Annotated in this window: 20 protein-coding genes; 8 read left to right on the top strand and 12 right to left on the bottom strand. The window is 39.9% G+C overall.

Annotation, left to right across the window (positions count from 1 at the left end):
• The first annotated feature begins 242 nt into the window (after positions 1-242).
• Together SK608_RS03420 and SK608_RS03425 are read left to right on the top strand one after the other, a co-directional pair.
• Positions 243-2,258 (top strand): DUF1430 domain-containing protein, encoded by a 2,016-nt coding sequence (locus SK608_RS03420; protein ID WP_033676623.1) that lies wholly within the window; start codon positions 243-245, stop codon positions 2,256-2,258.
• A gap of 1 nt (position 2,259) precedes the next feature.
• On the top strand, positions 2,260-2,892 hold the full coding sequence (locus SK608_RS03425; protein ID WP_033676625.1) for an ABC transporter ATP-binding protein: 633 nt from the start codon (positions 2,260-2,262) through the stop codon (positions 2,890-2,892).
• Between the two features lie 270 nt (positions 2,893-3,162).
• Here the strand turns inward: SK608_RS03425 and tpx are convergent, their stop codons facing one another.
• The 4 genes from tpx to SK608_RS03445 form a co-directional block, all read right to left on the bottom strand.
• Entirely contained in the window at positions 3,163-3,654 is a 492-nt protein-coding gene (gene tpx / locus SK608_RS03430) for a thiol peroxidase (protein WP_000256026.1), read from the bottom strand.
• Positions 3,655-3,776: 122 nt separating this feature from the next.
• Positions 3,777-4,706, bottom strand: coding sequence for a metal ABC transporter substrate-binding lipoprotein/adhesin PsaA (psaA, locus tag SK608_RS03435; RefSeq protein WP_000733078.1), 930 nt, complete (start codon positions 4,704-4,706; stop codon positions 3,777-3,779).
• Between the two features lie 31 nt (positions 4,707-4,737).
• Positions 4,738-5,586, bottom strand: coding sequence for a metal ABC transporter permease (locus SK608_RS03440; protein ID WP_000559776.1), 849 nt, complete (start codon positions 5,584-5,586; stop codon positions 4,738-4,740).
• A complete protein-coding gene (locus SK608_RS03445; RefSeq protein WP_000619145.1) occupies positions 5,583-6,305 on the bottom strand; it encodes a metal ABC transporter ATP-binding protein in 723 nt (240 codons plus the stop codon). Before SK608_RS03445 ends, SK608_RS03440 begins: the two co-directional genes overlap by 4 nt.
• Positions 6,306-6,482: 177 nt before the next feature.
• Here SK608_RS03445 and pepO point away from each other — a divergent pair, with 177 nt between their 5' ends.
• Entirely contained in the window at positions 6,483-8,375 is a 1,893-nt protein-coding gene (gene pepO / locus SK608_RS03450) for an endopeptidase PepO (protein ID WP_033676627.1), read from the top strand.
• A gap of 126 nt (positions 8,376-8,501) precedes the next feature.
• Here pepO and SK608_RS03455 read toward each other — a convergent pair whose 3' ends face one another.
• Both SK608_RS03455 and SK608_RS03460 read right to left on the bottom strand, forming a co-directional pair.
• Entirely contained in the window at positions 8,502-9,131 is a 630-nt protein-coding gene (locus SK608_RS03455) for an MBL fold metallo-hydrolase (RefSeq protein WP_033676629.1), read from the bottom strand.
• Between the two features lie 363 nt (positions 9,132-9,494).
• Complete coding sequence (locus tag SK608_RS03460) at positions 9,495-10,184, bottom strand: hypothetical protein (RefSeq protein WP_033676631.1); 690 nt, start codon at positions 10,182-10,184, stop codon at positions 9,495-9,497.
• 997 nt (positions 10,185-11,181) lie between these two features.
• Here SK608_RS03460 and SK608_RS03465 point away from each other — a divergent pair.
• Together SK608_RS03465 and dtd are read left to right on the top strand one after the other, a co-directional pair.
• Positions 11,182-13,404 carry a RelA/SpoT family protein gene (locus tag SK608_RS03465; RefSeq protein WP_033676633.1) on the top strand — a complete coding sequence of 741 codons (2,223 nt, stop codon included), beginning with the start codon at positions 11,182-11,184 and terminating at the stop codon, positions 13,402-13,404.
• A 30-nt stretch (positions 13,405-13,434) separates the two neighbouring features.
• Complete coding sequence (gene dtd / locus SK608_RS03470) at positions 13,435-13,878, top strand: D-aminoacyl-tRNA deacylase (RefSeq protein WP_033676635.1); 444 nt, start codon at positions 13,435-13,437, stop codon at positions 13,876-13,878.
• A 38-nt stretch (positions 13,879-13,916) separates the two neighbouring features.
• Here the strand turns inward: dtd and SK608_RS10600 are convergent, their stop codons facing one another.
• The 4 genes from SK608_RS10600 to SK608_RS03500 all read right to left on the bottom strand — a co-directional run bounded on the left by SK608_RS10600 (position 13,917) and on the right by SK608_RS03500 (position 16,361).
• Positions 13,917-14,330, bottom strand: coding sequence for a hypothetical protein (locus SK608_RS10600; protein WP_082242406.1), 414 nt, complete (start codon positions 14,328-14,330; stop codon positions 13,917-13,919).
• A gap of 18 nt (positions 14,331-14,348) precedes the next feature.
• A complete protein-coding gene (locus SK608_RS03485; RefSeq protein WP_033676637.1) occupies positions 14,349-14,762 on the bottom strand; it encodes a hypothetical protein in 414 nt (137 codons plus the stop codon).
• Between the two features lie 118 nt (positions 14,763-14,880).
• Positions 14,881-15,591: a nicotinamide mononucleotide transporter gene (locus SK608_RS03490; RefSeq protein ID WP_000749112.1), complete on the bottom strand. Its 711-nt coding sequence runs from the start codon at positions 15,589-15,591 to the stop codon at positions 14,881-14,883.
• Between the two features lie 119 nt (positions 15,592-15,710).
• Positions 15,711-16,361: a metal-dependent transcriptional regulator gene (locus tag SK608_RS03500; RefSeq protein WP_033676638.1), complete on the bottom strand. Its 651-nt coding sequence runs from the start codon at positions 16,359-16,361 to the stop codon at positions 15,711-15,713.
• A gap of 111 nt (positions 16,362-16,472) precedes the next feature.
• Here SK608_RS03500 and SK608_RS03505 point away from each other — a divergent pair, with 111 nt between their 5' ends.
• The 3 genes from SK608_RS03505 to SK608_RS03515 all read left to right on the top strand — a co-directional run bounded on the left by SK608_RS03505 (position 16,473) and on the right by SK608_RS03515 (position 18,916).
• A complete protein-coding gene (locus SK608_RS03505) occupies positions 16,473-17,315 on the top strand; it encodes a metallophosphoesterase family protein (RefSeq protein ID WP_033676639.1) in 843 nt (280 codons plus the stop codon).
• A gap of 75 nt (positions 17,316-17,390) precedes the next feature.
• Positions 17,391-17,828 carry an Rrf2 family transcriptional regulator gene (locus tag SK608_RS03510; RefSeq protein WP_033676640.1) on the top strand — a complete coding sequence of 146 codons (438 nt, stop codon included), beginning with the start codon at positions 17,391-17,393 and terminating at the stop codon, positions 17,826-17,828.
• Positions 17,829-17,896: 68 nt separating this feature from the next.
• Positions 17,897-18,916, top strand: a complete 1,020-nt coding sequence (locus SK608_RS03515) for a YdcF family protein (protein WP_033676642.1) — start codon at positions 17,897-17,899, stop codon at positions 18,914-18,916.
• Positions 18,917-19,003: 87 nt separating this feature from the next.
• Here SK608_RS03515 and SK608_RS03520 read toward each other — a convergent pair whose 3' ends face one another.
• Both SK608_RS03520 and SK608_RS03525 read right to left on the bottom strand, forming a co-directional pair.
• A complete protein-coding gene (locus SK608_RS03520) occupies positions 19,004-20,077 on the bottom strand; it encodes a DUF2974 domain-containing protein (RefSeq protein ID WP_033676645.1) in 1,074 nt (357 codons plus the stop codon).
• Between the two features lie 123 nt (positions 20,078-20,200).
• Positions 20,201-20,977, bottom strand: a complete 777-nt coding sequence (locus tag SK608_RS03525) for a ferredoxin reductase domain-containing protein (protein WP_000820267.1) — start codon at positions 20,975-20,977, stop codon at positions 20,201-20,203.
• Positions 20,978-21,045 lie beyond the last annotated feature (68 nt).

Consider the following 21,045-nt stretch of genomic DNA (forward strand, 5'->3'; position numbering starts at 1 on the left):
GAAAGGAGGAAAAAATAGGATACTATAATTCAGACTGAGATTTCTAATTAAAATATGTAGTTGCATTTCGCTCATTTTCATAATATTTCATTCAGAGGAGTAATAATATGTTAAAAATTAGATTTGATGCGGGATGGTAAAGAATAATTGAAGAAGATTCTTTTATCAATAGTTTAGTAAGCTTGTTAGTTTATAGAGGGCAGGGGTATTTCTGCCCTCTGCTTTAGAATAAGGAATGCACTATGAAAAAATTATTTATACTCATATCCAACCTGCTTGCTAGTTTGTTCTTTGTTTGGGTATTTACCATTTGGACTGATACATATGTCTCCTATTATTACCCCAACGTTGTTGTACGTGATTCTTCCCCTGAAACAACTTTTCAGCATGTTGCTACACGCTTGGAAAAACTAGCAGAAGAAACGGATAGCTTTATTGCGATTCAACACCAGGATCCTAACTCAGAAGGTACTCCAGTGTTTTCTTATACGACCTTTGGGAACGGAAAGTTGCCTGATGGGCTACAGGAAAAAAATCTAGAAGATGCTCAAAGTAGTAGTGTTGAAACAAACTATTTTGTATTCGATGGAAACCTAGATATTCACTTGCTAAAGGAGGAGCTAAGTCAACTTGGCTTGACTAACATGCACCTGACAATTCCATCTAAACTATCTACGTTAATGGCTATCTTTAGTAACGGATTTCAGTTAATCAGTCTATTGATTTTCATCTTAACCTTTGGAGCACTGACTTTAATTAGTCAAATTAGCCAATTACGATCGTCGGGCATTCGCCTCATTTCAGGAGAGAAACGGTGGTCCATTTTCCTTAGACCAGTTGGTGAGGATTTGAAAGGGATAGCTGTTGGTTTCAGTTTAGCTGGCGTGCTCGCCATTCTTATGCAAAAAATTCTGTCGCTTCCAACGCAATCCCTAATGACCATAGGAGAAGGCTTGCTCAGTTATAATCTCATCTTGTTGTCGATCTCCCTGTTTTTCGCTCAACTCTTCGCAGTTGGGATAAAAAAGATACACCTGATGCAGATTATAAAAGGGCAAGTGCCTGTCAGAGGAATCATTAGTTTGATTTTAATCGGTCAACTATTAGCGATTATTATTGTAACGCTGGGAATAGGGAGTAGCTTAAAGTATTCCCAAGTCTGGCAACAGCATCGGATTGGACAAGAGGCTTGGAGCCAGGAAAGGCAACTGATTACCCTATCAATCAGCCGTGAAGGAACGAGTCCTGGTTTTGATGAACAAGCTCAAAGGAAACTCAGAACTTGGTATCAATTGATGGATCTGGCTGTTTCAGAAAAAAAGGCTTTCTTATCTAGACACCAGTTAATTGACCGTTCTTTGCAAAATGGCATGGCTTCCTCCAAAAACTTGACAACCTCTACAGAATGGCACGACTACAGCCCGAATGGCAATGTCCTTATCGTCACACCGCAATACTTGGAGCGTCAAAACATTCCTGTAGATACAACTATTGAGCAAAAGATGAATCACCTTGATGTAGGGGAGTTTGTCTTATTGCTGCCTGAACACCTCCGTTCAGAGGAAGAACATTATAAATCTGTTTTTGAAGACGACTTAACCAGTCGCATGTCTAGTCAAGATGAACGACAGCAAATGACTGCTACGGTAGGTTATTTGGAATCAGGTCAGGATCGTTTTGTGTATAATACGACCCCTATTTCTTACCAGCAGTTTTTGAAAGATCCAATCATCATTGTTATAACACCCCAATCAACTGGTCCACAGTCCATTTTGTTTTGGGTAGACGCAGTACAGAACTACGCTCTCTTTAATCAATTGTCTGATGCCCAGGAGCTTATCCAGAGACAAGGCATTGAAAATTGGGTCTCAGAAATGCAAACAGGTTACCACAACTACATCACATTATTGGATAATATCCAGAGGGAACGTTGGGTAATGCTAGCAGGAGCTGTGCTTGGGATTGCAACTTCAATCTTGTTGTTTAACACTATGAATAGGCTCTACTTTGAAGAATTTAGACGTGCCATTTTTATCAAACGCATTGCAGGTCTCAGGTTCTTAGAAATCCATCGCACTTATCTCTTTGCTCAACTGGGTGTGTTTTTACTGGGATTTGTTGCGAGTGTATTTCTTCAGGTAGAGATAGTAGTTGCTTTCTTAGTCTTGTTACTCTTTACTGGTCTATCTCTTTTACAGTTACATGTCCAAATGCAGAAAGAAAACAAGATGTCCATGCTTGTTTTGAAGGGAGGTTAATATGATTGAACTTAAACAGGTGAGTAAATCTTTTGGAGAACGAGAGTTATTTTCGAATCTTTCAATGACATTTGAGGCTGGAAAAGTCTATGCCTTAATTGGTTCAAGTGGTAGCGGAAAAACAACCTTGATGAACATGATTGGGAAATTAGAATCTTATGATGGGACGATTTTTTACCGAGGTAAAGACTTGGCCAATTATAAATCGAGTGATTTTTTCCGTCACGAATTGGGCTACCTCTTCCAGAACTTTGGCTTAATTGAAAACCAAAGTATTGAAGAAAACCTTAAGCTAGGTCTCATTGGTCAAAAGTTGAGTCGGTCGGAACAGCGGTTGAGGCAGAAGCAGGCTTTAGAACAGGTCGGCCTGGCTTATCTTGACCTAGATAAGCGCATCTTTGAGTTATCGGGCGGAGAATCGCAACGGGTTGCCTTGGCAAAAGTTATCTTAAAGAATCCACCCTTTATTCTGGCAGATGAGCCAACAGCTTCAATAGACCCAGCAACCTCTCAGTTGATTATGGAGATTTTGCTATCTCTTCGAGATGATAATAGGCTAATCATTATCGCAACACATAATCCGGCAATTTGGGAGATGGCTGATGAAGTGTTCACGATGGATCGTCTGAAATAAAAATCCTTGTTTTTAATTGCACGATGAGTTACCGAAATATTATCATGAATCAATAATAGCGTAGGAGAGATTTTCCTCCTACAATCGTTTCAAAAGAAATATTTACCCATTGGGAGAAGATGTTGCAGTGGATAATGTGTTACTCACTGAAAAATATAATTTTCAACTAAAAGATTTTGAAGGATTCATTTCAAAATAAACAATAATTAAAGAATAAGAAAAATCCTCCGTTTCAAAGAGTAGGGAACTCTTTGTGACAGAGGATTTTTTCTATAGGGCTTTAGCGGCTGCAATTGCGGCTTCGAAGTTTGGTTCAGAGTTGATATTGTCCACGTATTCAACGTAGCGAATCGTATTGTCAGTATCGAGGACAAAGACTGCGCGTGCCAATAGGTGCCACTCATTGATTAAGAGGGCATAATCACGTCCAAAGGAATGGTCGAAATAGTCTGAGAGCATGATGGCATTTTCAATACCTTCAGCACCGCACCAACGTTTTTGGGCAAAAGGGAGGTCCATGGAAACAGTCAAGACAACTGTATTATCCAGTCCAGCCAATTCTTCATTAAAACGACGCGTTTGAGTTGAACAGATACCTGTATCGATAGAAGGCACGACACTCAAGACTTTTTTCTTGCCATCAAAATCAGCTAGAGATTTTTTAGAAAGGTCTGTAGTAGTGAGTGAAAAATCAAGTGCCTTGTCGCCGACTTGTAGTTGTTTACCTGTAAAGCTCACAGGATTTCCGAGGAAAGTTACCATAAGATACTCCAATCTTTTTTCTTCCATTTTAGCTGAAACAGTCAGAATTTTCCAATGATTTGACTGGAAATGTGGGCATAGAAAAAACGTCAATTCGGAAAAGAATGACGTTTTTCAGAGGCTTATTTTGCCAATCCTTCAGCAATCTTATCAAGGTTGTATTTCATCATGTTGTAGTAGCTGTCGCCTTCTTTACCTTGTTCTGCGATAGAGTCAGTAAAGATTTGTGCGTAGATTGGGATGTTTGTGTCTTGAGAAACAGTTTTCATTGGACGGTCATCCACACTTGATTCTACAAAGAGTGAAGGAGTTTTTGTTTGGCGAAGTTTTTCAACCAAAGTCTTGATTTGGTCAGGTGTTCCTTCTTCTTCAGTGTTGATTTCCCAGATGTAGGCACTTGGGACACCGTAGGCTTTAGAGAAGTATTTGAAGCATCCTTCGCTGGTTACGATAAGTTTTTTCTCAGCAGGGATGTTGTTAAATTTCTCCTTAGCTTCCTTATCAAGTTTGTCTAGTTTTTCAGTATATTCTTTGAGATTTTTTTCGTAGAATTCCTTGTTGCTAGGGTCTTTAGCGCTCAATTGTTTTGCGATATTTTTAGCAAAAATCATACCGTTTTCAAGGTTAAGCCAAGCGTGTGGGTCTTCTTTGCCTTTTTCGTTTTGACCTTCAAGGTAGATAACATCAACGCCTTCGCTGACTGCAAAGTAATCTTTGTTTTCAGTTTTCTTAGCATTTTCTACCAATTTTGTAAACCAAGCATTGCCACCTGTTTCAAGGTTGATACCGTTATAGAAAATCAAATCAGCTTGAGAAGTTTTCTTAACGTCTTCAGGAAGTGGTTCGTATTCGTGCGGGTCTTGGCCAACAGGAACGATACTGTGAAGATCAATCTTGTCACCAGCAATATTTTTAGTAATATCAGCGATGATTGAGTTTGTAGCAACAACTTTTAGTTTTTGACCAGAAGCTGCATCTTTTTTTCCACTAGCACATGCTACAAGAGCAATGACGGAAAGAAAGAGAACGAGTAATGTACCTAATTTTTTCATTAGATCCTCCAATTTATTGGGGTTTTGCCCCTTATTTTAACAAATGTTTATTTTTCAGTTTCAAATATCGTTGTTTTGGAGCGATAAAGAAGCTAATGAGAAAGAAACTAGCGGCTGTAAGCACGATACTAGAACCTGCCGCAACGTTAAAGCTATAGCCGATAAAGAGCCCCAAAACGGAAGCTGTCGCTCCAAAGGTTGAGGAAAGGAAAATCATGCTTTTCAGGCTATTAGCATAAAGATAAGCAGTTGCAGCTGGGGTGATCAGCATGGCTACAATCAGGATAGTTCCGACACTTTGCATGGCTGTCACAGACACGAGAGTCAAGAGTACCATGAGAAGGTAGTGATAGAAATTGACAGGCATTCCCATGGCTTTGGCCAAGAGTTCATCAAAGGAAGTTATCAAGAGTTGCTTGAAGAAAATCCAGATTAACAAGAGAATGGCTGCCCCTACACCCATAGTAATAAACATATCCGTATCTTGGACGGCCAGGATATTACCAAAAAGGATATGGAAAAGGTCAGTTGAACTTTTAGCGACACTAATCAAGATGATACCGAGGGCTAAGAAAGAAGAAAAGGTAATGCCGATGGCGGTATCGCTTTTGATAATCGAGTTCCCCTTGATGTAGGTAATGATGATGGCAGCTAGCAATCCAAAGACAATGGCTCCGATAAAGAAGTCAAGGCCCAAGATGAAGGAGAGGGCTACACCTGGCAAGACAGCATGTGAAATGGCATCTCCCATGAGTGACATCCCGCGTAGAATGATGAAACATCCCACAGCTCCAGCTACGACCCCGATGACAATGGCTGTTATCAAGGCATTTTGTAAGAAATGGAATTTTTGCAATCCATCGATAAATTCTGCAATCATAGGTCACCTCCATTGAAAAAGAGTCGATTACCGTAAGCTTCTTTGAGATTGGCTTCGGTAAAGGTTTCTTTGGTTGGACCAAAGGCAATCACTTCTCGATTGACAAGCAAGACTTGATCGAAGTAGTGGGCAACCTTGCTGAGGTCGTGGTGGACGATGAGAACCGTCTTCCCAGCTTTTTTCAAATCTCTCAGCGTATTCATGATGATTTCCTCACTGACAGAGTCAATCCCAACAAAGGGTTCATCCAAGAGGATATAGTCGGCTTCCTGTACCAAACATCTGGCAATCAAGACCCGCTGGAATTGACCTCCAGACAGTTGACTGATTTGCCGTTCAGCATAGTCAGCTAGACCGACGATTTCAAGGGCTTCTTGCACTTTCTTCCAATGTTTAGCCTTTAAACTTCGAAAGAGAGGGATAGAGGGAAAGAGTCCTAGCGAGACACATTCCTTGACCTTGATGGGAAAGTTGTAGTCGATATTGATTTTTTGTTCGACATAGGCGATTCGATGTAAGGATTTTTTAACTTCCTTGTCATCGAGAAATGCCTGACCTTGATGTGGGATAATTCCCAGCATCCCTTTTAATAATGTTGATTTCCCAGCACCGTTTGGACCAATAATACCGGTAATTGTTGGTCCGTGGAGCACTAGTGAAATATCCTTAAGTGCCAACGTTTCTTTGTAGGAGACACTGAGGTTTTCGATACGTATCATAAACTTGTATTCCTCCTGCCTCTTAATATACATTAAAAAAAAATTAAGTCAAGTTAATTTTTAAAAAAATTTAAAATAATAACTGAAAAATGATGGAAAGAGAAAGTTCATTTTTAATTGCATTCCCAGTTAATTTTTGTTAAGCTAAAAACAAGTACAAATGAAAGCGAGAACAAGATGACACGTTATCAAGATGATTTTTATGATGCAATCAATGGAGAATGGCAACAGACAGCTGAAATTCCAGCAGATAAGTCTCAAACAGGAGGTTTTGTTGATTTAGATCAGGAAATTGAAGACCTGATGCTGGCGACAACAGACAAGTGGTTGGCAGGAGAAGAGGTGCCTGAGGATGCTATCTTGGCGAACTTTGTCAAATACCACCGCCTAGTTCGTGACTTTGATAAGAGAGAAGCTGACGGTATCAAACCTGTCTTACCACTCCTTAAAGAATTCCAAGAATTGGAGACTTTTGCGGATTTTACAGCTAGACTAGCAGAGTTTGAACTTGCAGGAAAACCTAACTTCCTACCTTTTGGTGTATCGCCAGACTTTATGGATGCTAGAATCAATGTTCTATGGGCTAGCGCTCCAAGCACAATCCTTCCAGATACGACCTACTATGCTGAAGACCATCCTCAGCGTGAAGAGCTTTTGACTCTTTGGAAAGAAAGCAGCGTAAATCTTCTCAAGGCTTATGATTTATCTGATGAAGAAATTGAAGACTTGCTAGAGAAAAGACTAGAATTGGACCGTCGCGTTGCAGCAGTGGTACTTTCTAATGAAGAAAGTTCAGAATATGCTAAACTCTACCATCCATATGCTTACGAAGATTTCAAGAAATTCGCACCTGCCCTACCTTTGGATGACTTCTTCCAAGCTGTTCTTGGACAAGCACCAGACAAGGTTATCGTAGACGAGGAACGTTTTTGGCAAGCAGCAGACCAATTCTATAGTGAAGAGGCCTGGCCTCTCCTCAAGGCAACCTTAATTTTAAGTGTTGTCAATCTCTCAACCAGCTATTTAACAGAAGAAATCCGTGTCTTGTCAGGTGCCTATAGCCGTGCGCTTTCAGGAGTTCCAGAAGCCAAAGACAAGGTCAAAGCAGCCTACCAGCTAGCACAAGGTCCTTTCAAACAAGCCTTGGGTCTCTGGTATGCCCATGAAAAATTCTCTCCAGAGGCTAAGGCGGACGTGGAGAAAAAAGTGGCAACTATGATTGATGTCTATAAGGAACGCTTGGCCAAAAATGACTGGCTGACTCCTGAAACTCGTGACAAGGCCATCGTCAAACTCAATGTCATCAAGCCTTATATTGGTTACCCAGAAGAATTGCCAGAACGCTACAAAGACAAGGTAGTGGATGAGACCGCTAGTCTTTTTGACAATGCTCTAGCCTTTGCGCGTGTGGAAATCAAGCACAGTTGGAGCAAGTGGAACCAACCTGTTGACTACAAGGAGTGGGGCATGCCTGCTCATATGGTCAATGCCTACTACAATCCACAGAAGAACCTGATTGTCTTTCCAGCGGCTATTTTACAGGCTCCTTTCTATGACTTGCATCAGTCATCTTCTGCTAACTACGGCGGTATTGGGGCAGTTATTGCTCATGAAATTTCCCACGCCTTTGATACCAACGGAGCTTCCTTTGATGAAAATGGTAGCCTCAAGGATTGGTGGACAGAGAGTGACTATGCCGCCTTCAAGGAGAAAACACAAAAAGTTATTGACCAATTTGATGGACAAGATTCTTATGGAGCAACCATCAACGGTAAATTGACTGTATCAGAAAACGTGGCTGACTTGGGAGGAATCGCTGCAGCGCTTGAAGCAGCTAAGAGAGAACCAGACTTCTCAGCAGAAGAATTCTTCTACAACTTCGGTCGTATCTGGCGCATGAAAGGTCGTCCAGAATTTATGAAACTTTTGGCTAGCGTCGATGTGCACGCGCCAGCCAAACTCCGTGTCAATGTACAAGTACCAAACTTCGATGATTTCTTTACGACCTATGATGTCAAAGAAGGCGACGGTATGTGGCGTTCACCAGAAGAGCGCGTGATTATTTGGTAATGCAAAAAGGTAAGTAATTAGAAAAAGGCATCCAATCAGGTCTGAAAACTTGATTGGATGCCTTTTATAATGGAAAGACTTGCTGGATAGTTTACTTAAATTGTGCTATTGATTGTCATCATCTTGCTAGAAAAAAGGATTGAAGGTCTTTTCATGAGCAATAGTCGTAGCTGGACCATGTCCTGGATAGACATCGTAGTTTGGTAGGGTGAAGAGTTGAGTCTGGATACTATGGAGGAGTTGCTCCATGCTACCAGTTGGAAGATCCGTCCGTCCGATTGTTTCACGGAACAGAGCATCACCTGTCAAGACCAAGTGAGCTTGTGGAAAGACGATAGAAACACCGCCGATAGAGTGACCTGGTGTTGGCAAGACAGTGAAACGAAATTCCTCTAATTGATATTCCTCATGAAAGACAAAGATGTGCTCTGCAGGTTTTGCGATCACATCTGCCATATCATCGTGGCGAGGAAGCCCAGAGAGATTATCGACAGGAGTGTAGAGCCAGCTGGCTTCACTCTCTGCGATATAGACAGGAGGATTGCCAAAGGTCTCGCGAACCAAGTCCAGACTCATGATATGGTCATAATGGGCGTGGGTCAATAGAATGGCACAGATCGGTTTGTTGATCTTCTCGATTGTCTGACGAATGGCTTCCCAATGGCTACCAGGATCGACAACGATGAGGTGCTTTTCGCCTTCTAGGTAATAGGTGTTTTCATAGGCAACAGGATTCACGGTTTTATGAATTTTCATATTGGCTCCGATCTCAAAGAATGTACTAAGATAAGTATAGCACAGTTAGGGAGAATAGGTAAGAAATGAGCTTCCAACATAAGACTTGTTAACATTTTGAAAAAATGAGTGTGAAAGTTGAAGAAATTTAATAGTCTTTATATTATAGTCCTTGAAGAAGGCAAAAATAAATTCGGCAGAACTTGTAAAAGTGCGAAAGTGCAGTTGAGGAATAACACAAGATAGGTCTGAATTATGAATAGTTTCCTTTATAGACTTCCTGTAAAGCAGCTTATGTACGATAGTTTTTGTATTTTAAAGTAAATAATTTAGAATGATATTTTGGAGCTATTGATTATTTGCTTACAGGTTGCCTAACATGTATTAATTTCTATGATATAGAGGACTTCTACCAATTTTTATAGAACACCCTCCTGCTGGACCGGATTGATTACAGTAACTGTGCCCCCAACAAACTGTACTAGATAATAAGGCAAGATCACAGTCACTTCCCGCAAAATTAATCCATGCTCTAGGGTTAGATTTTGGATAATGAATATCATCTGTCGCAGGACCATTGAATCTGTTACAATGAACCCAATCACCAGTATAATATTTATCCCCGTAACCCTTTTTAAAAACAACTTTAAAATGTTCAGAATCCATTTTATCAAATAACTCTCCCATATTAACATCAAAAATAGCTACTTTTTCTCCATTAATTTCTTGTATTTCAGCGACTCTTAAGGAATGATGATCTGTAGATATCTTATCTCCAACGCTAGCATTTCTAAATTGAACGAGCCCGCTTTCGTTTAAATCATATTTCGTATGATGAGAATAGACTTCTCCATTTGTTAAGGTCACTTCTCTATATGCCCCTGTATCAGTTATAATCCAACCTGATAATTTATACTCTAATTGAATTTTTAAGGGTAAATTTTTTATAGGGAAGTTAATAATCTGTCGTGCCTTGATTTTCACAAAGCTAGATTCTTGTGCCTTAGTTATATTAACAGACAATATAGTAAATGCTGATAGCAAAAATGCTAATAATATTTTGAATTTTTTCATTATATACTCCTTTAAAAATTTTCTGTAAACGAAAATAGAAAGTATAAAATGGAGAGAATAGCAAGAATTGTTAATAGAATAGAAAAATAAAGAGCAATTTTTTTTCTACTAAATACATAAAAGTACAGCATGGATTGACTAGTAATAAGAAATAAAAGAAAATAAGACATAATATTATACCGTTAAACTATTCATTAGACTAGGTTTATTTCCCTCCTAAAATATAAATAATTCTTGTGTTAGTTCGCTAAGAATAAGTTCTAGTATATTTTAAAATATTACCAAATATATTTTTGCTTTCTTCAAGGAATAATGAATAAAGCAAAATGGTTTCTATTTTGAATTTTAAGATTTAAAATAGAAACGTTAGGAACAAATTGCTATATACATACTAGGAAAAATAAATTTTTTTAACTTCTAAAGGAACTGATTTTGTCATTAAAATGATGTAAAATATAAACTTAAGGTCATCGCAAATCAAAAAATTAAAGAGAGCATTAAAAAAATAAGTTACAAGAAGTATTTCAGGAATTATATTGAAATATATTAAAAAACGATTATTTGCAGATAACTACTTAGTTTCTGATTCAGCTTTAGTATCAATTATATTTACAAATCACTCCTTTCTATCATTCAAGGAATAACATTGAATGAAAAATGTTGATGTAGATGGGGGAGATTACCATACGAATCACGGTGGGGTAAATAATAACCTTATTTGTGAAAGAGAAGTACAGGAACTTTTCAAATTTATTTAAGGAATGCTCCCTAAGTATCTAATAATGGTAGATTCAAAAAATTATAATATTGCTTGTTAGCATCATGGTAAGCTAGTGTTGCCCTTGGTAATCATTATATTACAAAATTATTATATCATACTTTTCTAAAAATGCAAGCGTTTACTAGCATATTATTTTGGGTTTAGATAAAAATATTTCTTCCAGTTTTCATATTCTTAAAAAAGTGATAAAATGGTAGGAAGAATTGGAGAGTAGAGATGCCAAAAGAAGTGAATTTAACAGGCGAAGAAGTTGTCGCTTTAACTAAAGAATATTTAACGGAAGAGGATGTTCATTTTGTCCATAAGGCCTTGGTCTATGCTGTTGAATGCCACAGTGGCCAGTATCGCAAATCTGGCGAACCTTACATTATTCACCCTATCCAAGTGGCAGGTATTTTAGCCAAACTCAAGCTGGATGCTGTAACGGTAGCTTGTGGTTTCTTGCATGATGTGGTGGAAGATACTGATGCGACCTTGGACGATTTGGAAAGGGAGTTTGGTCCTGATGTGCGGGTAATCGTAGATGGGGTTACCAAGCTTGGTAAGGTCAAATACAAGTCTCACGAAGAGCAGTTGGCTGAAAACCACCGTAAGATGCTCATGGCCATGTCTGAGGACATTCGTGTTATCTTGGTCAAACTGTCTGATCGCTTGCACAATATGCGGACCCTGAAACACCTTCGAAAAGACAAGCAGGAGCGTATTTCCAAAGAAACCATGGAAATCTATGCACCTCTTGCTCACCGTCTGGGGATTTCTAGCGTCAAATGGGAATTGGAAGACTTATCTTTCCGTTATCTCAACCCAACGGAGTTTTACAAGATTACCCATATGATGAAGGAAAAGCGTAGGGAGCGTGAGGCCTTGGTGGATGAGGTGGTCACAAAATTAGAGGAATATACGACGGATCATCACTTGAGAGGGAAGATTTATGGTCGTCCCAAGCATATTTACTCTATTTTCCGCAAAATGCAGGATAAGAGAAAACGGTTTGAGGAAATCTATGACCTGATTGCTATTCGTTGTATTTTGGATACCCAAAGTGATGTTTATGCCATGCTTGGTTATGTGCATGAACTTTGGAAACCTATGCCTGGTCGTTTCAAAGACTATATCGCCAATCGCAAGGCCAATGGTTACCAGTCTATCCATACGACAGTTTATGGGCCAAAAGGGCCGATCGAATTCCAGATTCGAACCAAGGCCATGCATGAGGTGGCTGAGTACGGGGTTGCGGCTCACTGGGCTTATAAGAAAGGCATTAAGGGACAGGTCAACAGCAAGGAATCGACTATTGGGATGAACTGGATCAAGGAGATGATGGAGCTCCAAGATCAGGCTGATGATGCCAAGGAATTTGTGGATTCAGTTAAGGAAAACTATCTGGCTGAGGAGATTTACGTCTTTACCCCAGATGGAGCTGTCCGTTCCCTTCCAAAAGATTCAGGACCGATTGACTTTGCCTATGAAATCCATACAAAAGTCGGAGAAAAAGCGACTGGTGCCAAGGTCAATGGCCGTATGGTTCCTTTGACAACCAAGCTCAAGACAGGAGATCAGGTTGAAATTGTTACCAACCCGAACTCCTTTGGACCGAGCCGTGACTGGCTCAATATGGTCAAGACCAGCAAGGCGCGTAACAAGATTCGTCAGTTCTTTAAAAACCAAGACAAGGAATTATCTGTCAACAAGGGCCGTGAGATGCTGATGGCTCAGTTCCAAGAAAACGGCTATGTAGCAAATAAATTCATGGACAAGCGTCACATGGATCAAGTTCTGCAAAAGACTAGCTACAAGACAGAAGAATCCCTTTTTGCGGCTATTGGTTTTGGAGAAATTGGAGCTATTACCGTCTTTAACCGTCTGACTGAAAAGGAACGCCGTGAAGAAGAACGTGCAAAGGCTAAGGCGGAAGCAGAAGAACTTGTCAAAGGTGGCGAGGTCAAGGTTGAGAACAAAGAAACCCTCAAGGTTAAGCATGAGGGTGGTGTGGTCATTGAAGGTGCATCAGGTCTCCTAGTGCGGATTGCCAAGTGTTGTAATCCTGTTCCTGGCGATGATATTGTCGGCTACATTACCAAGGGTCGTGGTGTGGCTATTCACCGTGTGGACTGTATGAACCTGCGTGCCCAAGAAAACTACGAGCAACGTCTCCTTGATGTGGAGTGGGAAGACCAGTACTCTAGCTCAAATAAGGAGTATATGGCCCATATCGACATTTACGGCCTCAACCGTACAGGACTGTTGAATGATGTACTGCAAGTTCTTTCAAACACAACCAAGAATATCTCAACAGTCAACGCCCAACCAACCAAGGATATGAAATTTGCCAATATTCATGTGTCCTTTGGTATTGCCAACCTCTCTACATTGACCACGGTCGTGGACAAGATTAAGAGTGTGCCAGAAGTTTACTCTGTTAAACGTACCAATGGCTAATTGTCCTAGCTCTTAACTAGAAAGGCTATTATGAAAATCATTATCCAACGGGTTAAAGAAGCCCAAGTGAGTATAGAAGGTCAGGTTCAGGGGAAAATCAACCAAGGCCTCTTATTGCTGGTTGGTGTTGGACCAGAGGACCAAGAGGAAGATTTGGACTATGCTGTGAGAAAACTGGTCAATATGCGGATTTTTTCAGACGTAGAAGGCAAGATGAACCTGTCTGTCAAAGATATTGAAGGAGAAATCCTCTCTATTTCTCAGTTTACCCTCTTTGCGGATACTAAGAAAGGCAATCGTCCAGCCTTTACAGGGGCAGCCAAACCTGATATGGCATCAGACTTCTATGACGCTTTCAATCAAAAATTAGCGCAAGAAGTGCCCGTTCAGACAGGCATCTTTGGAGCGGATATGCAGGTTGAGCTGGTCAATGACGGACCTGTTACCATAATCCTTGATACTAAAAATAGATAAGAAAGACCAAGCCCAGTCAGCTTGGTTTTTCTCATCTATTACAAAATACTCCAAAATGAAATCGGTTCTTGATAGGCTTTTAGGAAGTCTATTTTCAGGCTTTGGCTTATGCGATAGGAAGGGATGAGATGTCCTAGGATGAGGAGGGTACCCTGAAGGAAAAGTGGAATACCACTTAAACATATCAAGGAGAGAATCATTAGGATATCCCATAGGAGAATTTGTAAGGCAAAGCGCCAGAATCTCGGTCTAATCTGGGAATAGAGGTGACTAAAGTGGTCACAAAGTTGGTTTGAAAGATAGGTCAATAGCACAGGATGAAAGAAAATGAGCCAACCGCTATAAATTAAAATCCAATCCCAAGTAAGCCCTTCTTTAAATGTCAAAAATGCCAGCATGATTCCATCAATGACAAGGAGTTGAATAGTTTTGATGAAGATGATGTTTTTCATGATAAAACCTCCTTTTCCCTAGAGACACTCCCACAAAGAGATGTGTTTATCGTAAAAGTCTGGATAGTTTTCTCTCAAGTGGCTAGCCGTTATATAATAAAAAGTAGAATGACAGGAAGTAAAGACTGGAGTAAGAGAGTAAAAATGTTGAGGGCCATTGATGGCTAAAAAGACAAATAATAGTAGGTCGGCGGAGAGAATCTCTAAGTAGTAAAGGCGAATTTTTTTGTTCATCTGAGGATAAATCTCAGCGAATTGATTTTTTAGTTGGACAAGCAAGCGAAATAGCAGGAGTCCCTGAGTAAGGATGAAAATAAAACCAGTGAGCAAGAGCCATTCTAAAGCTGTCTCGGGTCTAGTGCTAAAAAATGCAAATAGTAGCAAATCGATGACTGCAATTGCTGTAAAATGGATTCTAAAGAGTTTTTTCATAAGATGACATCCCTCTTTTATCTAACTTCATTCTACATCAAACGAATGGGAGTTACAACTAAAATGATAAAAATTTTAGTAAGGAGATTCTGTTAGATTTCTTTATTTGATTTTCCTCTTATTGTTTTACTTCTTCATCATTCCAGACAAATAAAGCTCCGATTGCATTGAGGATATAAAAGATGTATTTACCGATATTGGCAAAGTTTCCTTGAATGCCAGCCTTTGTCAGTTGAACGAAATTGTAAATCAACCAAAAGCCCCACTGAGTTGTTAGTTTCAATGCATTCAAAGCATTGGCAATGAGGGACAGTGCAAAGGCAATAGTTGTTACGTAGGCAAGGAGATTCATCTTTCCTCCATAGCCGATATAGTTGGTCACAAAGGCAAAGAGGAAGGCGATGATGGAAATGATGATAGCCGCCAATTTTAGCTGTTTTTGGCTCATTTGGTTGGGTCTGCCTTCTTGCGAAGCTTCCCATTTCTTAATAGCAAAGGTATAAATGAGGAAGGTGACGGGATAGGTAATGATGGCTGCCTTATTTCCAAGGATATAATCAATAGCACCGGACAAAATGGTATTAACAATACCAAAGTAATTTCCCCATTTACTTAATTTCCCCGTGAAACGAGTGGACAACATGGAAATCCCAACGTTGGTTACGGAAATCAATCCAAAGGGTACAAGAGCTGTCCATGGTCCCCAATCTACGAATTTATCGAGACGGGAGTTGAGGTAACCAGATGCAATCGCAATCCCAACGACCAGAGCAACTCCAAAGAGGTCAAACCATTTAGATGTAGCAAAAATTTTTAGTGATTTTTTCATAGGTTAAACTATCTTTCTTTTTTTTACAAATATTCTACAATTAAATGAAAGCAAAATCAAATGATAGAAATAAAACCCTGAAAATAAAACTTTCAGGGTTGGTAGTGGTACTTGAGAAATTAGTCGATTTTCTCGACGTAGAGTTGTTTGGCAATGTCCATACTTACTTGTAAGTCCTCTTTTTTACTGAGGATAGTGAAAGTATTGCTGAAGCCATCAAACTGCTTGACTTGGAGCGAATCACCGATGTGAAGTGAGTGTTTGTCCAGATAATGGAGAATGTCAAAACTATCGTGCACCCGAGTCAGGTGGTAGGCGCCAGCTTCCTTGATGTCAGCTAGTGGCAGGTTATTGATTTCAACTAGGAGTTCTCCCTTGGCAGGAATGGTTCCTCCGTGGGGGCAGGTTTTAGGGAAACCTAGCAATTTATCCAGTCTTTCCACGAACAGGTCAGATACAGTGTGTTCCAAGACCTCAGCTTCCTCGTGAATCTGGTCACTTGTATAGTCTAAATGATGAACTAGAAAAACTTCAATCAAGCGGTGTTTACGATAGAGCTCAGAGACCAGTTTGAGGCCGAGGTCAGTCAGTAGATAGCCACATTCCTTGTCCTTAAGGATGAGATTTTCGCTCTTCATCCGTTTAATCATTTCAGTTACGGCAGGGGGAGAGACTTGCATGCGGGCCGCAATTTCCTTGTTGGTAATCTTATGCAAATCTATGCCAATTTCATAAATACATTTTAGATAGTCTTCTTTATTCGGGGTCATTCGCTTCCTCTTGTCTAATATCTTTATCTAGTATATCAAAAAAAGCTAGATTTCTCTAGCTGTGACTTTTTATGTTATACTTATTGCAAGAGAAAAAACGAGGAGATGGATATGACGAAAATAGCTCTTCTTTCAGATATTCATGGAAATACCACCGCCTTGGAGGCTGTTTTGGCAGATGCTCGGCAGCTAGAAGTGGATGAATACTGGCTTTTGGGAGATATTCTCATGCCAGGGACAGGACGTAGAAGGATTTTGGACTTGTTGGCTCAACTACCGATTACGGCTAGAGTTTTGGGAAACTGGGAAGACAGTCTGTGGCATGGTGTCCGTAAGGAATTGGATAGTACTCGTCCCAGTCAACGCTATCTCTTGCGCCAGTGCCAGTATGTTTTAGAGGAAATTTCCCTAGAAGAAATCGAACTGCTCCACAATCAACCCCTCCAGATTCATCGTCAGTTTGGTGATTTGACGGTAGGAATTAGCCACCATCTTCCTGATAAGAACTGGGGGAGAGAGTTGATTCATACTGGAGCGCAAGAGGATTTTGACCGTTTGGTGACCAATCCGCCTTGTGATATCGCTGTATATGGTCATATTCACCAGCAGTTGCTTCGTTACGGGACTGGTGGGCAATTAATTGTCAATCCAGGTTCGATTGGGCAACCTTTCTTTATAGATGCCCAGCTACGGAAGGACTTGCGAGCGCAGTATATGATTTTGGAGTTTGATCACAAGGGCTTGGTAGATATGGACTTCCGACGGGTGGACTACGATGTGGCAGCTGAATTGCAGTTGGCTAAAGACCTCAAACTTCCCTATTTTGAGGTTTACTATGAAAGTCTGGTCAATGGGATCCACCATACTCATCATCAGGAATTTCTGAGAGAATTGGCCCAGAAAGAGGGCTATGATAGGGAATTAGATGCTTGGTTGAAAAGTGGTAATGATTGACATTACAACTAAAAAGGGTATAATAAAAGAAAAAGAAGAGTAGAGGCAGGGGAGCCTCGTAAAAAGGAGAAGAGGATGCAAATTCCAAGTAGATTTACCATTGCGACTCATATGCTGATAATCATTGCCCTCAAGGGGAAGGAAAGCAAGGTGACCAGTGATTTTCTGGCTGCTAGTGTCGGGGTCAATCCTGTCATTATCAGAAAGACCTTGTCCCAGTTGAAGAAGGCAGAGTTGATTTCAGTCGCGCGCGGAACAGGGGGAACAGAGATTGTTAAGGATCTAAAAGACATTAGTCTTTTAGATGTTTATCAAGCGGTTGAGTGTCTTGGTAAGACTGGTCAACTCTTCAGTTTCCATGACAATCCGAATCCAAATTGTCCAGTTGGAGCTCATATTCATGATGTTTTGGATCAAAAATTGGAGAGAATCCAGTTGGCAATGGAGACTGAACTTGGTCAGACCAGTCTAGAACAAGTCGTGGCAGATGCAGAGAGTCAGATGAAGGAGTAAGAGGGATAGATGCCCTCTTTTTCTCTTTAGATAATTATGATAAAATGTAGTTATTAAAGGAGGAAGAAATGTATCTCGTTATAGGAATTGTATTAGCATTTATAGTGTCATTTTGGAAGGATAATAGAAGTTTGTGGAATCCAGTATTATTCTTATTATCCCTCATTTCCAGTTATTTTTATCTAGGCTACCTTTTTTATCAAAATGGGTATGAGAAGATTCATTTCGCTTTTTTTATATTTCCCTTTATTTTACTTCCTTTTTTGCTTTTTCTAAGTGGCATCTTTCTAATCTATAATGGGGTCATTTTGTTGAAGCGAGAGGGACGTTCAAAGGCTAATTATCTCTCCATGCTCCTTGGAATAGTCATTTTGCTATTTTTTGCTTTGATGTCATTTCGATTGGGAGGACGACATGAATTATTTTACACCAATCACTTTCTAAATATTTTATTTGCATTTATTGCTTATTCTTACTTTATTTTTGGTTTTGCTTTTGTGGGTTTTATGCTCTACTCTATCTTGTATCTCTTTATTCCTAAGAAGAAGCATTATGATTTTATCATCATTCATGGTGCAGGTTTGTTAGATGGAGAAAGAGTAACTCCTTTGCTGAAGAGGAGAATTGATAAGGCGGTAGAAGCTTACCACAAGTCTAAGAATTCTAACATAAAAATTATTGCCAGCGGTGGAAAAGGAGCAGATGAGAAGATTTCTGAAGCTCAGGCCATTACAAACTATCTGCTTGAAGAGACAGATGTTCCCCAAGATGCGATTATCCTGGAGGATCAATCAAGGACTACCTACGAGAACCTTCTCTTTTCTAAGGAACTTGGTGAGAAACTGGTAGCCAAACCTCAATTTCTCTTTGTTACAAATGACTATCATGTTTTTCGTACCAGTACCTATGCGCGTAAGTTAAATATGAAGGGAGATGGCCTCGGATGTAGGACGGCAGGCTACTACATACCATCTGCCTTTATTCGGGAGTACTTAGCGCTCTGTGTCAAGATGAAATGGCTTTTCCTTGCCTTTTATGTCCTACTATCAGTCCTCATTTTGATAGCCTACAAAGGGATTATTTGGTAGTTAGATTTTATTTAAAAAGACTTAGAATGCACATGAAAGTATGTATTCTAGGTCTTTTGTTTTGTATACATTTAATTTTCAAGAGTATTATCTATTCTTCCATGCTTGGTAACGGGTATCAATCAATAACTGGGTAAGACGTCCCATAGTTTCCCTTTCTTCTGGAGTGAGGGATTGAGCTTGGACGAAGAGATGACGAATGTGTTCGATAGCCTTTAAGGAAGACAAGTCATTGATAGAAGTAATACCAGAATCAAGAATGGTGCCAAAGAAGAGATCGAAGTAGAGCTGGAGTTCTTCGTCAGGGACTGTGGCCACCCACTCCTTGAAGGTTGTGTCAACTTGTTGGCTATCACTGTTGGTCTTATCCAGTTGGACGAAGTGCTTGTCCTCAATCTGCCAACTAAAGGTATCGTGCTGGGCGATACCACCTAAGGCAGTACTGTGCACGATGATTTGGTGGGCAGGAATTTCCAGCATCATACCGATAATGGAGCCTTGTGGGATGAAGACCTTGGTTCTCTCCATTATCCTTTGATAGCCCTCAGTTTGTGTCAGCTCTTTATGGAGACCAGGCGCATCAAAGGTATAAACTGCTGTGATTTGATTTTGCAAGCTTTGCTCAATTTGACTAGCCGCATAGATGGCTAAATTTCCTCCCTTGGAATGCCCAGCCAGAATGACCTTTTGATTAGGATGGTGGGCAAAAAAGTTCTTTAAATAGCGAAGGGCGTGCTTTTGAGCAGGAATTTCCTTCATATAGGTCAGGTGGAAATCTTCCTTCCAGCCAATGATACTGTCATCTGTCCCACGAAAGACAATCAGATAGGTATCGAGAGTGAGGCGGTAGGTCATAGCCGCAAACTGTTTTTGCAATTCAGGATCAATGTCATTGACAAAATGGGAGAGTTTGCAATTTTTGAAGCGTTTGTGTTGAGCTAGTTCATCTAATAGCTGGAGGCGATTTTTACTAGTAAGCATGGTGGGTTCTCTTGGAACCTGAGGTGCTAGGTCTAAAAGTCGCTGAGGAGCTGTGGAGACCAGATTATCAAATGAGAGATAGGTGATTTCTGTTAAGGCTAAAACATCTAATTCATTCAAAGGAAGGTCGTAATAAGAATCGTGTGCGACATCTTTCAGATAATCAAAAATATTGGTCATAAGAGCTCCTTTCTTTTTATTTATCTTATCACAAACACATAGAATTTACTAGTTGGTTTGTACGATCTCTCTACATACCGACCTATAATGGTATGATTTAGATACATAGAAGACAGTTTGCTTTTATTTCAAACCTCTAAACATACTTGTTTGTATCTGTTTGGCGTCAATCCCATTCTCTTTTAAGAAATTCTTCATCTCATTTATATCATCAGGTTGGCCGGTTAAGAGATAAATAGCTTGGTTACCGTATTTCACAACCGCATTTTTTAAAAATGCTTGGCTTTGAGAAAAGGTTTCGCTAGTTTTATAAGTTAGATTCGGATTATTCTTACTAAGCTCTCTTAACTCATTATCAAAAATGTTTACTCCTTTGTCTAAATGATTAAGAATGATGGAGCGCTTACCAGTCCACTCTTTCACAACTGGACGTAGAGTAGAAATACCGACATCAGAGGCAAAACAAACCAGTGCTTGGTCATTGTCTTTAACAGATAAAGATGACTCCAGCCAACTCATCTCAATTTTACTACCAGCTGGTAAATGTGTTAAGGTTTCCTTAAATACGCTACCACTATTATGGGTTACAATAAGAATTTCATCCTCATCAGGAGTGGAAGCAAGGGTTAGCCATCGGCTAGCCTGATCCTCCTTTACTGGACTTTTGTCTGGACCAAACGAGCTGTCAGGAAGCTTAAACTGAGCATAGGAGCCAGCTTTCCCTATTTGATTTTTTGGTTTTGTGATGTGAACTAAATACAAATCTCCGCTGGGATTTTCAATGGATTTTATCGATAAAGTTTGACTTCGTCCAAGATAGGTAATGATTCCCCAAGATATAAAGCCGAGCACTCCAAGTGTAGTTAGAATAATTATGAACATTTTTTTCCCTCGTTTCATTTTTAACTCCTATAGTGTAGTAATTTTCTATGAATGAATAATATTTTTTTCATTCAATAATTTCCAAA

The organism is Streptococcus mitis subsp. hohhotensis (assembly GCF_000722775.1).
In the GTDB taxonomy this organism is placed as follows: Bacteria; Bacillota; Bacilli; order Lactobacillales; family Streptococcaceae; genus Streptococcus; species Streptococcus carlssonii.

Excerpts from the sequence above, each read along its gene's own strand:
- SK608_RS03455 (WP_033676629.1), bottom strand. The coding sequence starts at position 9,131 with ATGAAAATTCATAAAACCGTGAATCCTGTTGCCTATGAAAACACCTAT.
- psaA (WP_000733078.1), bottom strand. The coding sequence starts at position 4,706 with ATGAAAAAATTAGGTACATTACTCGTTCTCTTTCTTTCCGTCATTGCT.
- SK608_RS03515 (WP_033676642.1), top strand. The coding sequence starts at position 17,897 with ATGTATCTCGTTATAGGAATTGTATTAGCATTTATAGTGTCATTTTGG.
- SK608_RS03505 (WP_033676639.1), top strand. The coding sequence starts at position 16,473 with ATGACGAAAATAGCTCTTCTTTCAGATATTCATGGAAATACCACCGCC.
- SK608_RS03460 (WP_033676631.1), bottom strand. The coding sequence starts at position 10,184 with ATGAAAAAATTCAAAATATTATTAGCATTTTTGCTATCAGCATTTACT.
- SK608_RS03525 (WP_000820267.1), bottom strand. The coding sequence starts at position 20,977 with ATGAAACGAGGGAAAAAAATGTTCATAATTATTCTAACTACACTTGGA.
- SK608_RS03425 (WP_033676625.1), top strand. The coding sequence starts at position 2,260 with ATGATTGAACTTAAACAGGTGAGTAAATCTTTTGGAGAACGAGAGTTA.
- SK608_RS03485 (WP_033676637.1), bottom strand. The coding sequence starts at position 14,762 with ATGAAAAAACTCTTTAGAATCCATTTTACAGCAATTGCAGTCATCGAT.
- dtd (WP_033676635.1), top strand. The coding sequence starts at position 13,435 with ATGAAAATCATTATCCAACGGGTTAAAGAAGCCCAAGTGAGTATAGAA.
- tpx (WP_000256026.1), bottom strand. The coding sequence starts at position 3,654 with ATGGTAACTTTCCTCGGAAATCCTGTGAGCTTTACAGGTAAACAACTA.
- SK608_RS03490 (WP_000749112.1), bottom strand. The coding sequence starts at position 15,591 with ATGAAAAAATCACTAAAAATTTTTGCTACATCTAAATGGTTTGACCTC.
- SK608_RS10600 (WP_082242406.1), bottom strand. The coding sequence starts at position 14,330 with ATGAAAAACATCATCTTCATCAAAACTATTCAACTCCTTGTCATTGAT.
- pepO (WP_033676627.1), top strand. The coding sequence starts at position 6,483 with ATGACACGTTATCAAGATGATTTTTATGATGCAATCAATGGAGAATGG.
- SK608_RS03440 (WP_000559776.1), bottom strand. The coding sequence starts at position 5,586 with ATGATTGCAGAATTTATCGATGGATTGCAAAAATTCCATTTCTTACAA.
- SK608_RS03420 (WP_033676623.1), top strand. The coding sequence starts at position 243 with ATGAAAAAATTATTTATACTCATATCCAACCTGCTTGCTAGTTTGTTC.
- SK608_RS03465 (WP_033676633.1), top strand. The coding sequence starts at position 11,182 with ATGCCAAAAGAAGTGAATTTAACAGGCGAAGAAGTTGTCGCTTTAACT.
- SK608_RS03445 (WP_000619145.1), bottom strand. The coding sequence starts at position 6,305 with ATGATACGTATCGAAAACCTCAGTGTCTCCTACAAAGAAACGTTGGCA.
- SK608_RS03520 (WP_033676645.1), bottom strand. The coding sequence starts at position 20,077 with ATGACCAATATTTTTGATTATCTGAAAGATGTCGCACACGATTCTTAT.
- SK608_RS03510 (WP_033676640.1), top strand. The coding sequence starts at position 17,391 with ATGCAAATTCCAAGTAGATTTACCATTGCGACTCATATGCTGATAATC.
- SK608_RS03500 (WP_033676638.1), bottom strand. The coding sequence starts at position 16,361 with ATGACCCCGAATAAAGAAGACTATCTAAAATGTATTTATGAAATTGGC.